The following is a 12,439-nucleotide window of genomic DNA, read 5'->3' as shown; positions in this document are numbered from 1 at the left end:
TGACCTCAGTACGCCGGGACGGCGGGAGCGACACCGGTCTTCTCGTACTCGGCCAGGATGTCGATGCGGCGCTGGTGGCGCTCCTCCTCGGACCACGGCTGGGAGACGAACGCGTCGACGATGGCCAGCGCCTCCTCGGTGGAGTGCATGCGGCCGCCGATGCCGATCAGCTGCGCGTTGTTGTGCTCGCGGGCCAGCTTCGCGGTCTCCACGCTCCAGGCGAGGGCGCAGCGGGCGCCGGGCACCTTGTTCGCGGCGATCTGCTCGCCGTTGCCGCTGCCGCCGAAGACCAGGCCGAGGCTGCCCGGATCGGCGACGGTGCGACGAGCCGCTTCGATGCAGAAGGCGGGGTAGTCGTCCAGGGCGTCGTACTCGAGGGCGCCGCAGTCGACGACCTCGTGGCCCGCCTGCTGGAGATGGGCCTTGACGTGATTCTTCAGTTCGAAACCGGCATGGTCGGCACCCAGGTATACGCGCATGGCTGCGATTCTGTCAGGCCGCGCGACAGCCGATCCGGGTGGGCACCGTCCGCCATCAACACCAGCGCCGTCCGGCGCGAATCTGCTGACACGAGGCGTGCCCGCGGGCACTGACCAGCGAGTGTCCGACAGCACAGCGGCGCTGGCCCTCGGACGCGAGAACCCCGCCCCTACCGATGAATAGAGTGCATTCCATGCAGCCGCACGAACCGACGCCGCCGGACCGAGCCGACCAGCCGGAATCCCCGTACGCGCCGCCGAGCGGGTGGGGGCAGGAACAGCAACCGCCGCAGCCCGGCTCGGCGATACCACAGCACACCGGCGCCCAACCGGCCTACGGCACCGAGACTTCGAAGCCTTACAGCACTGAACCCACGTCACCCTACGACGCTGGATCCACACCCCCTCACGACGCCGGGGCCACCTCGCCCTACGGCGCTGGGTCCACGTCGCCTTACGGCGCCCAGCCGACGCCGCCTCCCGGCGCCGGATCCACCTCGCCCTACGGCGCTGGATCCACGTCGCCTCACGGCACCCCAACGACGCCGCCTCCCGGCACTGGATCCACCTCGCCCTACGGCGCTGGATCCACGTCGCCTCACGGCGCCCAGCCGACGCCGCCTCCCGGCACTGGATCCACCTCGCCCTACGGCGCTCAGCCCACGTCCCCCTACGGCGCCGGTCCGATGACGCCCTACGGCGCACCACCCCCCGTACCGCCGAAGAACATGCCGCGCGGCCTCTCCCCGTTCGGGATGCCCGCCAGGCACAGCTGGGAGATCCCGCTGCTCGTCCTGGTGGTGGTGTGCACGACGGTCGCCTACCTGATCGCCATCGTCATGCTCGTCGTGGTGCTCGCCGACGGCGCGGTGCCGAGCGACTATCTGCTGTTGCTCGTCTTCGCGCCGATCCTGGTCTGGGTGGGGCGCGGTATCAACTACGCGTCGCAGCGGGTGAACGGCGTGAAGATGTCGCCGACGCAGTTCCCCGAGGGCTATCAGATGGTGGTCGAGGCGGCGGCCCGGTTGGGTATGGCGAAGGTACCCGACGCCTATGTGGTGCTCGGCAACGGCCAGATCAACGCCTTCGCCTCCGGGCACGGCTTCCGGCGCTTCGTCGTCGTCTACAGCGACCTGTTCGAAATCGGCGGCAAGGCACGCGAACCCGACGCGCTCGCGTTCATCATCGGCCACGAGGTCGGCCACATCGCCGCCGGACACACCTCGTACTGGCGACAGCTGGGCATGTTCCTCGTGCCGTTTCTGCCGATCCTGGGCAGTTCGCTGATCCGTTCGCAGGAGTACACCGCCGACAACCACGGCTACTGCAACCGGCACACCGGCGCGGCCGCGGCCATGGGCACGCTGGCGGCGGGCAAGTACATGAACACCCTCGTCGGCTTCGACGAGATGGCCGACCGCGCCGCGACCGAGAAGGGCGGGTTCGTCTGGTTCGTCAACGCCCTGTCCTCGCACCCGGTGCTGACCTGGCGGATGTGGGCGCTGCGCGACCGCAGCAGGCACGGAAAGCTCTTCCTGCGCCCGAGCCCGCAGCCGCCGATGGGCGCCGTGCCGTATGGCCCGTACGGCGAGGTGCCGAGTCTGCCGCCGAAGCCGGTGCCCTGAGCCGACGAGCCGGGCGCCGCGAACGCGCGGCGCCCGGTTTCGCGTTCAGTCGAAGACCGGGTCCTCGGTCCTGGTCCGCTTGAGTTCGAAGAAGTGCGGGTAGGAGGCCAGCGCGACGACGCCGTCCCAGACCTTGCCCGCGTCCTCGCCGCGCGGAATGCGCGAGAGCACTGGACCGAAGAACGCCACTCCGTTGACGTGGATGGTCGGGGTGCCGACGTCCTGGCCAACCTTGTCCATGCCCTCGTGATGGCTCTTGCGCAGCGCCTCGTCGTACTCGGTGCTCTCGGCGGCCTTCGCGAGCTCCGCGGGCAGGCCCACCTCGGCGAGCGCGTCGGCGATCACCGCGGCCAGGCTCTCCTGCATGGTCGGCCGCTCGTATTCGGCCTTGCGATCGTGGATGCGGCTGCCCATCGCGGTGTAGAGCGGGGCGAGCACCTTGTCGCCGTGGTCCTTGGCGGCGGCGATGGCGACGCGCACCGGACCCCAACCGCTGTTCATCAGTTCGCGGTACTGCTCGGGCAGATCGCGGCCCTCGTTCAGCACCGCGAGGCTCATCACGTGGAAGCGCGCCTCGATGTCGCGGACCTGCTCGACCTCCAAGATCCAGCGGGAAGTGATCCAACACCAAGGGCACAGCGGGTCGAACCAGAAATCGGCGACGTTCTTCTCGGCCGTGTCGGTCACGGGTCGTTCCTCTCGATCGCATGCAAGAAGCGCGGCGCGCGAGCGCCGTCATCCGGAACCAACCACGCCGCCGGACGATTCGTTCCCGCCCCGAACCGATGTCCGGATACGGCGTTGCGGAACACCCGCCGACAGTAGGCTCGACTGGGCACGCGTTTCCTCCCGAGAAGGAGTCCGCAAATGACCTCGGAGCGGCGTTTCGTGATCGTGGGCGGTGGACTTGCCGCGGCCAAGCTGGCGGAAGCCTTGCGCGACAACGACTTCGACGGGAAGATCACCCTGGTCAGCGCCGAGGAGCACCTGCCGTACGAACGACCGCCGCTGTCCAAGGAACATCTGTTCGGCAAGAAGCAGCTCGCGGACTTCACCGTGAATCCGGCGCAGTGGTACCGCGACCACAATGTGGACCTGCTGCTCGGCACGACCGTCAGCGCGATCGATCGGGACGCCAAGACGATCACGCTGCCGGACGGCTCCACGCTCGCCTACGACAAACTCGCGCTGGCCACCGGATCCACGCCGCGCACGTTGTCGCTGCCCGGAGCCGACACCCCCAACGTCTACACGCTGCGCTCTATCGAGGACTCCGACACCCTCATCGGCCTGTTCGGCCAGAGCGACCGGCTCGCGATCATCGGCGCGGGCTGGATCGGTCTCGAGGTCGCGGCGGCCGCCCGCGCCGCCGAGATGGACGTCACCATCGTGGAGACCGCCGAACAGCCGCTGCTCGGCGCGCTCGGACCCGAGATGGGCGCGGTCTTCGCCGACCTGCACCGGGCGCACGGCGTCGATCTACGCCTCGGCGCCCAAGTCGAGGAGATCACCACGCACGACGGGATCGCGACGGCGATCGCCGACGGGCTGCGGCTGGCCGACGGGACAACCGTCGCCGCCGACGCGGTGCTGGTCGCGGTCGGCGCCAAGCCGAATATCGAGCTCGCCGCCGAGGCGGGACTCGAGGTGGACAAGGGCGTGCTCGTCGACGCGAGCCTGGTCACCAGCGATCCGGACATCGTCGCCGTGGGGGACATCGCCGAACAGCAGCATCCGCGGCTCGACCGCCGCATCCGGGTGGAGCACTGGGCCAACGCGCTCAACCAGCCCGCGGTCGCGGCGGCGACCATGCTCGGCAAGTCGGCGACCTACGACCGGCTGCCCTACTTCTTCACCGATCAGTACGACCTCGGCATGGAGTACACCGGCTACGCCGCGCCCGGCGGGTACGAGCGGGTCGTGGTACGCGGCGATCTGGACCAGCGCGAGTTCGTCGCGTTCTGGTTGGACTCGGAGAATCGCGTGCTCGCGGGCATGAACGTCAACGTGTGGGACGTGACCGACCGGATCAAGGAGCTGATCACCGCGGGCGAGCCGGCCGACCCCGACCGCCTGGCAGACACCTCGACGTCACTGTGATCCAGATCACTGAACCTCGCGTGAGCGATGTGTCGAAGAGGCGCGCCCCGCTCCGACCTACCTACGAGAGCGCCGAAGGGGCGCGCCGATCCGCGAGGAGCCGACCATGAAGTACATGCTGATCAAGACCTACAGCGAAGCCGCCTACTGCGACACCCCGATCTCGGAGTGGGAGCCGGAGGACCTCGAGGCGCACATCGACTTTCAGCGTGCGCTGGGCGAGGAACTGGCGAAATCGGGCGAGCTGGTCGACGCGCAAGGCTTGGCGGGACCGGAGAGTGCGCGCATCGTCAGCGCCGACGGCCGCTCCGCCCCGGTGATCACCGACGGCCCGTTCCCCGAGACCAAGGAATTCCTGGCGGGGTACTGGCTCGTCGACGTGGACAGCCCCGAACGCGCGTTGCAGATCGCCGCCCAGGCCTCGGCCGCGCCCGGCCCCGGCGGAAAGCCGATCGGCGAGTACATCGAAGTGCGCGCGGTGATGAGCGCTCCCGCCGCCGAGCTGTGACCCTGTCCTCCGACGCCGAGGCCCTGCTGCGCGAACTGGCCCCCCAGGTCCTCGGCGTCCTGGTGCGCCGTTTCGGCGACTTCGACACCGCCGAGGACGCCGTCCAGGAGGCCCTGCTCGCCGCCGCGACCCAGTGGCCCGCGGCGGGGCTGCCGGACAATCCGCGCGGCTGGCTCGTCCAGGTCGCGCAGCGCAGGATGGCGGACGTGGTGCGCGCCGAAGCGGCGCGGCGGCGCAGGGAGGCAACTGTTTTCGAGCGCGAGGTGCCGGACACCGAGACCGTCGACCGGGACGACACCCTGGCGATGTTCTTCCTGTGCTGCCACCCCGCGTTGTCCTCGGCGAGTGCGATCGCGTTGACGCTGCGGGCGGTCGGCGGACTCACCACAACGGAGATCGCGCGCGCCTTCCTGCTGCCGGAACCGACCACGGCCCAGCGCATCGCGCGGGCCAAGAAGCGCCTCGCCGCGCTCGATCGTCCATTCGTCAGGCCCGATGCCGCCGAGTGGCGAGAGCGACTCGGCTCGGTGCTGCACGTGTTGTATCTGATCTTCAACGAAGGGCACACCACTACGTCGGGCGCCGAATTGCAGCGAACCGACCTCTCCGGCGAGGCGATCCGGCTGACCCGCGCCGTGCACCGGCTGCTGCCCGACGACGTCGAGGTCACCGGTCTGCTGGCGCTCATGCTGCTGACCGACGCTCGCCGTGCCGCCCGCGTCGGTCCGCACGGCGAGCTGATTCCGCTGGCCGAGCAGCAACGAGGTCGATGGGATCGAGCGATGATCACCGAGGGCGTGCGACTGGTCACCGGCACCCTGTCGCATGGACTCACCGGCGCCTACCAAGTGCAGGCGGCGATCGCGGCCGTGCACGGGCAGGCGCCGCGTGCGGAGGACACCGACTGGCCGCGAATCCTGGCGCTGTACAACCTGCTCGAACGCATCGCGCCGAATCCGGTGGTCACGCTGAACCGAGCCGTCGCGGTCGCGATGGTGCACGGTCCGTCGGCGGGGCTGGCGCTGATCGACACCCTCGAGGAGCCGCTCGCGGGTGCTGGTCATCGGCTGGACGCGGTGCGCGGGCACCTGCACGAGATGGCGGGTGAGTATCCGGTTGCCGTCGCGCACTACACTGCGGCGGCCCGCCGGACCACGAGTGTGCCGGAGCGGGATTATCTGACGCTGCGTGCGGCGCGACTGCGCCAAGAGACCGCCGCGAAACGCTGACCGGGCTCTGAGTGCTCTGCGCGTCGGAGTCCCGCAGCTGCACCGCGAGACCGCCTCGCAGCGCTGAGCAACTCTGTGCGCCGGTATCCCGCGACTGCGCCCGGGCCGATCTCGGTTCAAGGCGCGCGGTTCGCGGCACTCGTGTGAATGGTCCGCACCGCACCGGGAGCACCGGCGCCACACGACCCTCCCATAGGCGGTCCAAGCCGCACCACATCGCTGCCGACACGACCTCCGACCATCGGGCGCTCCGGTCGAGTGGCGCGGCAGACTGCTGGTGTGACAGCGACATTCAGCGCGGGCGTACTCCTGTTTCGCACCACGTCGGGCGATCCCGAAGTCCTGCTCGGCCACATGGGCGGGCCCTTCTGGGCGCGCAAAGACAACGCGGCCTGGTCGATCCCCAAAGGCGAATACGACCCGGACACCGAGGACGCCGCGCTGGCTGCCCGCCGCGAATTCACCGAAGAGCTGGGATTGCCCGCGCCGGAAGGAGAATGGATCCCGCTGGGCGAGGTCCGGTACAGCAGCGGGCGCAAGCGGCTCGTCGCGTGGGCCGTGGAGGGCGACCTCGATCCCGCCCAACTCGACCCCGGCACCTTCGAGATGGAATGGCCGCCGCACTCCGGCCGTCTCGTCGCCTTCCCCGAGATCGACCGCGCCGAATGGTTCGATCTGGCGACCGCTCACGACAAACTGATCGGCGGGCAGCGGCCCTACCTGGACCGCCTCACCGAACACCTGCGCGCGGAAACCGAGACCTGAACCGGACCGACGACGCTCGGCCCTGAAAACGCGGAGCCTGGCCAGAACTCAGGCCGAGGCCCACTTCACGCCGGTGATGAGCTCGAACGCCTCCTGATACTTGCGGCGAGTCGCCGCCACGATGTCGGCCGGAATCTCCGGACCCGGAGGCTCCTTGTCCCAGCCGGTCGAGGTGGACCAGTCCCGGACGAACTGCTTGTCGAAGGAGGGCTGCGGGTGGCCGGGCTCCCACTGATCGGCGGGCCAGAAGCGCGAGGAGTCGGAGGTGAGCACCTCGTCGCCGAGGGTGAGAACGTCACCGTCCCAGCCGAATTCGACTTTCGTGTCGGCGATGATGACGCCCTTGCTCGCGGCGTGCTCGGCGCCGCGCAGGTAGATGTCGAGGGTGCGATCGCGCAGTTGCTCGGCGACCTCGCGGCCCTCCTGGTTCACCACGTCGGCGAAGGTGATCGGCTCGTCGTGACCCTCGGACGCCTTGCTGGTGGGGGTGAAGATCGGCTCGGGCAGCTTGTCGCCGTCGCGCAGGCCGGGCGGGAGCGCGACGCCGGACACGGTGCCGGTGCGCTCGTACTCCTTCAGACCCGAGCCGGTGAGGTAGCCGCGCGCGATGCACTCCACGTGCACCATCTTCAGCGGCTTGACCCGCACGCCGCGGCCCGCGAACTCCGCGGGGACGTCGGTGGTGGACAGCACGTGATTGGGCACGTCGGCGAAGAACTGGAACCACCAGTTCGACAGCTGCGTCAGCAGCGCGCCCTTCTCCGGGATCGGCGTCGGCAGCACCACGTCGTACACCGAGACCCGATCGGAGGCCACCAGCAGCAACGTGTCGCCGTCCTCGTACAGGTCGCGCACCTTACCGGCGTGCACATGCTTCAACGTGGAGCCTCCGAATCCGTGGATGTGTGTCTGCGCTGCACAGGAACGATACCGCCGCGCCGCGTCCGGCCCGTTGCCGCCGCCTCCGCCCGGCGGCCGCGTGCATTGGTCTCGCTAGCGGCCGCATGCGCCCATCAGTCGGTATTCGTCCCGGCCATGCGCAGTCGAGGGACCGACTTCGTCCGGCTGTGCCCACTAGGGTTGGCCGAGAAAGTTCCGCGCGGGCGGTCCCGCCCGGTGGCATTGTGGACGCTGTCGCGCTCCCGGTGGGCGATCCCGCCGCGAGCTCGCACCGTGCCGTGTTCGTCGAAGAGCGAAGGAGTTCCATGTCTGCCCCGAATCTCACCCGCGACCAGGCGATCGAGCGCGCCGCCACGGTCAGCGTCGAGAACTACCGCATCGAACTCGATCTCACCGACCAGCCGACCGGCACCGACGGCGCGGTCGGCGAGACGTTCGGCTCGAAGTCCACCGTGACCTTCACCGCGACGCCGGGCGCGAGCACTTTCATCGACATCGTCGCGGCCGGCGTGCGTTCGGCGGTGCTCAACGGCACCCCGCTCGACATCTCCGACTACGACGAGGCCAAGGGCATCGCCTTGCACAACCTGGCCGAGCGCAACGAACTGGTCGTCGAGGCGGACTGCGTGTACTCGCACACCGGCGAGGGCTTGCACCGGTTCGTCGATCCCACGGACGACAAGGTCTACCTGTACTCGCAGTTCGAAACCGCCGACGCCAAGCGCATGTTCGCCTGCTTCGACCAGCCGGACCTGAAGGCCACCTTCGACATCACCGCCACCGCGCCCGCCGACTGGGAAGTCGTCTCCAATGGTGCGGGCGGCAAGCGGGAATCCGGCGGGCTCGCCGTGCACACCTTCGCCACCACGCCGCGAATGAGCACCTACCTGGTCGCCATGATCGCTGGCCCGTACGCGAAGTGGACCGACACCTACACCGACGAGCACGGCTCGATCCCGCTCGGCATCTACTGCCGCGCGTCGCTGGCCGAGCACATGGACGCCGACCGCCTCTTCACCGAGACCAAGCAGGGTTTCGGCTTCTACCACGCCAACTTCGGCGTGCCCTACGCCTTCGGCAAATACGACCAGCTGTTCGTACCGGAGTTCAACGCGGGCGCGATGGAGAACGCGGGCGCGGTGACCTTCCTGGAGGACTACGTCTTCCGTTCCAAGGTGACCCGCGCGTCCTACGAGCGCCGCGCCGAGACCGTGCTGCACGAGATGGCGCACATGTGGTTCGGCGACCTGGTCACCATGAAGTGGTGGGACGACCTGTGGCTGAACGAGTCGTTCGCCACCTTCGCCTCGGTGCTGTGCCAGTCCGAGGCCACCGAGTACACCAACGCCTGGACCACCTTCGCCAACGTGGAGAAGTCCTGGGCGTACCGGCAGGATCAACTGCCGTCGACGCACCCGATCGCGGCCGACATCCCGGACCTCGCCGCGGTGGAGGTCAACTTCGACGGCATCACCTACGCCAAGGGCGCGAGCGTGCTCAAGCAGTTGGTGGCCTACGTCGGGCTGGAGCCGTTCCTGGCGGGTCTGCGCGACTACTTCGCCGAGCACGCCTACGGCAACGCCACTTTCGACGACTTGCTGACCGCGCTGGAGAAGTCTTCCGGCCGCGACCTGTCGACCTGGGGCTCGCAGTGGCTCAAGACCACCGGCCTCAACATCCTGCGGCCCGACTTCCAGGTCGACGCCGACGGCAAGTTCGGTTCCTTCGCGGTCGTCCAGGAAGGCGCGGCCCCCGGCGCGGGCGAGCGGCGCGTGCACCGGCTCGCGGTCGGCGTCTACGACGACCAGGACGGCAAGCTGGTCCGCACCCATCGCGTCGAGCTGGATCTCGATGCCGCCGAACGCACCGAGGTGCCCGAGCTGGTCGGCGTACCGCGCGGCAAGTTCGTGCTGGTCAACGACGACGACCTGACCTACTGCTCGGTGCGGCTGGACGCCGACTCGCTCGACGTGCTCGTCAACCGCATCGCCGACATCGCCGAGCCGCTCCCCCGCACGCTGGCCTGGTCGGCCGCGTGGGAGATGACCAGGCAGGCCGAGTTCAAGGCCCGCGATTTCGTCGCGCTCGTGCAGCGCGGCGTCGGCGCGGAAACCGAGATCGGCGTGGTGCAGCGGCTGCTCATGCAGGCGCACACCGCGATCGGCAGCTACGCCGATCCCGCGTGGGCGGCTTCGGTGGGCTGGCCCGAATTCGCCGACCGCCTGCTGGAATTGGCGCGCGAAGCCGAGCCTGGCTCGGACCACCAGCTCGCCTTCGTCAACGCGCTGACCGGCGCGCGGCTGTCGGCCTGGCACACCGAGGTGCTGCGCGAACTGCTCGACGGCGATCCGGCCTCGGTCGGTCTCGGCGGACTCGTGGTCGACACGGATCTGCGCTGGCGGCTGGTCAGCGCGCTCGCCGCGGCGGGCGAGATCGACGCCGAGGGCACGGCTTCTCCGACCATCGACCGCGAGCTCGCCAACGACCCGACCGCGGCGGGCAAGCGCCAGGCCGCGGCCGCGGCGACCGCGCGGCCGATCGCCGAGGTCAAGGAACAGGCGTGGACCCGGGTGATGGACGACGACTCGCTGCCCAACATCACCGCCCGCGCGATCGTCGGCGGCTTCGCACCGGCCGGTCAGGGCGAGCTGCTCGGCTCGTTCGTCGAGCGGTACTTCGCCGAGATCCCCGCGGTGTGGGAGCGGCGCTCCAGCGAGGTCGCGCAGACGGTTGTCGTCGGCCTGTACCCGGCGTGGGAGATCACCGACGACGCGGTCGCTGTCGCGGACAAGTTCCTCGCCGGGAATCACCCGCCCGCCCTGCGCCGCCTGGTCTCCGAGGGCAAGGCGGGCATCGAACGCTCGCTGCGCGCGCGGGCGTTCGACGCACGATAGTCCGGATCGTCCGGAGGAGACCACATCTCCTCCGGACGCAATCCGTCGGCCTCGCCGCAGTGGAAGCCGTCGGGCCCACCGTTTGAACGCCTCAGCCGCCACCAATGCGCGGCGTGCGATCCCTGTGCGCCCCCGCTTGGCCGAAGGTTCAGCGCGCCGCGCCGGGCACGGCATCCCGAGCTGATCTACGTCAGGTCGGCGGGGATGTTCAGCGAGCGAGGAAGTGCCAGCCGAGCCACGCCCAGCAGAGCACCGCGAGAATGCGCACCGAGCGGTGGTCGAGGGCGGCGGCAGCCACTTCGGTCAGCGGGGTGATCAGATCCCGGCGGAGATGAGCGAGCGCGGTCAGGCCGAGGGCTAGCGCGAAGAGGGCGACGAAACCCGCGATGACGATGGCGCGCTCGGTCATCGCGTCGCCAGCCAGCAGCCGACGGCCAACCAGACCAGCCAGCCCGCGAAGCGCAGCGGGCCCTGTTCCAGACCCGGATCGAGCAGGGTCGAGAGAGTCGGATGCTGGTCGCTGGGCTTAGTCCAATCCGGTTGGCGCACAAAGGCATACGCCTCCCATCCGGCGATCGCGAGCAGCAGCGCGGACCACATCGCGGTGCCGCGGCGCAGCGGCGGGTCCTTCGGCCGCACCGAGCTCCGGGAACGGATGGCCCGGATCAATACGGCCACGCCGACGACCACCACCAGCACTGTCGCGGCCCAGCCGAACGGTCGAGTTACGGACCCGACCGCCGCCACCGCGACGACGCAGACAACAGCGAGCACGCGCCATCCGCTCGACGGACGCGCTCCCGGCGTCGACTCCGCTGCCATCGTCGCAGGATACGACCACGACAGACCCGGAGCGCCACGTGGCGCTGCCGCCACTCCGCAGAACCGATCGGCTTCGGCGGTTTCCGCCCACCGGCGGCTGAGCCGCCCGGCTCAGCGGAACAGGTCGACGTTGTCCCGCGCCCACTGCGCGAAGGTGGTGGCCGGTGCGCCGGTGAGGTCCGCGATCACGGTCGTGGCCTGTTGCGGGTGTTCGACCATGCTCGCGATCCCGTCGACGTACCACTGCGCGTACTCCCCCATATCCGGTTCGAGCAGCCGGATGGCTTCGTCACGTGGCAGCTGAACGACGGTGAGGTCCCGTCCGAGGGCGGCGCCGATGGCGCGGATCTTCTCGGCCCTGGTGAGCGTCTCCGGGCCCGTCAGCTCATAGGTTTTGCCCGCGTGCCCCTCGGTGAGCAGCACCTTCGCCGCGACGCGGGCGATGTCGTCCATGGTGAGTGGCGCGTTCGCGGCGTCCGGGTGCGGATCGCGGATCTCGTCCGAGGCTTTGATCTGTCCGGCCCAGATGGTGGCGTTCTCGGTGAACTCACCGGCGTACAGGTGGGTCCAGTCCAGGCCGGAACCCTCGACGGCCTTCGCGATGGGCTGCCAGTCGGTGGACGCGTCACCCGACAGATCCACGATATGCCGGATGCCCGCCGCCTTCGCCAGCTCCACCACCTCGTTCACCGTCTCCAGCACCGGCGCGAGATACATGCGGTCGACACCCTCGAAGGCGGCGGGCAGCGAGGACAGCCGCCGCAGATAACCGTGCGCGACCTCGACACCCGCGGGGAACGCCGCGCGCTCGGGATGGTTCGACAGCGCACGCACGTCCGTCGCGCCGCCCGCGAGCAGGTGGTCCACTACCATCCGTCCGATGTTGCCGGTCGCTCCCGTGACAAGAATCTTCATCTTCCCAAGGTGCTCGCACTCCGCCGCTCGCGACAACCCCCAATTCCGCAGCGACGCAGGCACACCCGGAAACGCGAGCGGCGGGGGGGCCCCCCCCCACCGCGGGGGCGCCGGGGCCCCCCAGGGGCGGGGGGGGGGGGGGGCCCAGAGCGGGGGAGCGAAAACGAGCCCCCCCACTCAAAACAAACACCAAGAGGCCCAC

The 12,439-nt window shown here is 69.6% G+C and carries 12 protein-coding genes; 6 read left to right on the top strand and 6 right to left on the bottom strand.

The genetic code is table 11. The annotated features are described in order from the left end of the window. Window positions 1-5: 5 nt before the first annotated feature. On the bottom strand, window positions 6-479 hold the full coding sequence (locus AB0H49_RS15210; protein WP_357251583.1) for a ribose-5-phosphate isomerase: 474 nt from the start codon (window positions 477-479) through the stop codon (window positions 6-8). A gap of 728 nt (window positions 480-1,207) precedes the next feature. Between AB0H49_RS15210 and AB0H49_RS15205 the strand changes: the two genes are divergently transcribed. Further along, window positions 1,208-2,104, top strand: coding sequence for a M48 family metallopeptidase (locus AB0H49_RS15205; protein ID WP_355001158.1), 897 nt, complete (start codon window positions 1,208-1,210; stop codon window positions 2,102-2,104). 45 nt (window positions 2,105-2,149) lie between these two features. On the opposite strand, the gene AB0H49_RS15200 is transcribed toward AB0H49_RS15205, so the two are convergent. Next, complete coding sequence (locus AB0H49_RS15200; protein WP_357251580.1) at window positions 2,150-2,791, bottom strand: disulfide bond formation protein DsbA; 642 nt, start codon at window positions 2,789-2,791, stop codon at window positions 2,150-2,152. A 180-nt stretch (window positions 2,792-2,971) separates the two neighbouring features. Here AB0H49_RS15200 and AB0H49_RS15195 point away from each other — a divergent pair, with 180 nt between their 5' ends. The 4 genes from AB0H49_RS15195 (at window position 2,972) to AB0H49_RS15180 (ending at window position 6,706) form a co-directional block, all read left to right on the top strand. Continuing rightward, window positions 2,972-4,204: an FAD-dependent oxidoreductase gene (locus AB0H49_RS15195; RefSeq protein WP_357251577.1), complete on the top strand. Its 1,233-nt coding sequence runs from the start codon at window positions 2,972-2,974 to the stop codon at window positions 4,202-4,204. A gap of 106 nt (window positions 4,205-4,310) precedes the next feature. After that, complete coding sequence (locus AB0H49_RS15190) at window positions 4,311-4,712, top strand: YciI family protein (RefSeq protein ID WP_355000880.1); 402 nt, start codon at window positions 4,311-4,313, stop codon at window positions 4,710-4,712. Continuing rightward, window positions 4,709-5,941 (top strand): DUF6596 domain-containing protein, encoded by a 1,233-nt coding sequence (locus AB0H49_RS15185; RefSeq protein WP_357251573.1) that lies wholly within the window; start codon window positions 4,709-4,711, stop codon window positions 5,939-5,941. Before AB0H49_RS15190 ends, AB0H49_RS15185 begins: the two co-directional genes overlap by 4 nt. Window positions 5,942-6,220: 279 nt before the next feature. Then, complete coding sequence (locus tag AB0H49_RS15180; protein WP_357251570.1) at window positions 6,221-6,706, top strand: NUDIX domain-containing protein; 486 nt, start codon at window positions 6,221-6,223, stop codon at window positions 6,704-6,706. Window positions 6,707-6,754: 48 nt separating this feature from the next. On the opposite strand, the gene AB0H49_RS15175 is transcribed toward AB0H49_RS15180, so the two are convergent. Beyond that, entirely contained in the window at window positions 6,755-7,585 is an 831-nt protein-coding gene (locus tag AB0H49_RS15175) for a phosphoribosylaminoimidazolesuccinocarboxamide synthase (RefSeq protein ID WP_357251567.1), read from the bottom strand. 326 nt (window positions 7,586-7,911) lie between these two features. On the opposite strand from AB0H49_RS15175, the gene pepN reads away from it, so the two are divergent. After that, window positions 7,912-10,500: an aminopeptidase N gene (gene pepN / locus AB0H49_RS15170; RefSeq protein WP_357251564.1), complete on the top strand. Its 2,589-nt coding sequence runs from the start codon at window positions 7,912-7,914 to the stop codon at window positions 10,498-10,500. A gap of 208 nt (window positions 10,501-10,708) precedes the next feature. Here pepN and AB0H49_RS15165 read toward each other — a convergent pair whose 3' ends face one another. From AB0H49_RS15165 to AB0H49_RS15155, 3 genes are all read right to left on the bottom strand, one after another. Continuing rightward, a complete protein-coding gene (locus AB0H49_RS15165; RefSeq protein WP_357251561.1) occupies window positions 10,709-10,909 on the bottom strand; it encodes a DUF6186 family protein in 201 nt (66 codons plus the stop codon). Continuing rightward, window positions 10,906-11,322 carry a hypothetical protein gene (locus tag AB0H49_RS15160; protein ID WP_357251559.1) on the bottom strand — a complete coding sequence of 139 codons (417 nt, stop codon included), beginning with the start codon at window positions 11,320-11,322 and terminating at the stop codon, window positions 10,906-10,908. Before AB0H49_RS15160 ends, AB0H49_RS15165 begins: the two co-directional genes overlap by 4 nt. Window positions 11,323-11,433: 111 nt before the next feature. After that, a complete protein-coding gene (locus AB0H49_RS15155) occupies window positions 11,434-12,237 on the bottom strand; it encodes an NAD(P)H-binding protein (RefSeq protein ID WP_357251556.1) in 804 nt (267 codons plus the stop codon). Between the last annotated feature and the right edge of the window lie 202 nt (window positions 12,238-12,439).

Source organism: Nocardia sp. NPDC050713 (assembly GCF_040654315.1).
Taxonomy (GTDB): Bacteria; Actinomycetota; Actinomycetes; order Mycobacteriales; family Mycobacteriaceae; genus Nocardia.
This window is presented reverse-complemented; position numbering and strand designations above follow the sequence as displayed.

Coding starts and splice junctions, on each gene's coding strand:
- AB0H49_RS15195 (WP_357251577.1), top strand. CDS start 2,972: ATGACCTCGGAGCGGCGTTTCGTGATCGTGGGCGGTGGACTTGCCGCG.
- pepN (WP_357251564.1), top strand. CDS start 7,912: ATGTCTGCCCCGAATCTCACCCGCGACCAGGCGATCGAGCGCGCCGCC.
- AB0H49_RS15165 (WP_357251561.1), bottom strand. CDS start 10,909: ATGACCGAGCGCGCCATCGTCATCGCGGGTTTCGTCGCCCTCTTCGCG.
- AB0H49_RS15190 (WP_355000880.1), top strand. CDS start 4,311: ATGAAGTACATGCTGATCAAGACCTACAGCGAAGCCGCCTACTGCGAC.
- AB0H49_RS15205 (WP_355001158.1), top strand. CDS start 1,208: ATGCCGCGCGGCCTCTCCCCGTTCGGGATGCCCGCCAGGCACAGCTGG.
- AB0H49_RS15160 (WP_357251559.1), bottom strand. CDS start 11,322: ATGGCAGCGGAGTCGACGCCGGGAGCGCGTCCGTCGAGCGGATGGCGC.
- AB0H49_RS15210 (WP_357251583.1), bottom strand. CDS start 479: ATGCGCGTATACCTGGGTGCCGACCATGCCGGTTTCGAACTGAAGAAT.
- AB0H49_RS15155 (WP_357251556.1), bottom strand. CDS start 12,237: ATGAAGATTCTTGTCACGGGAGCGACCGGCAACATCGGACGGATGGTA.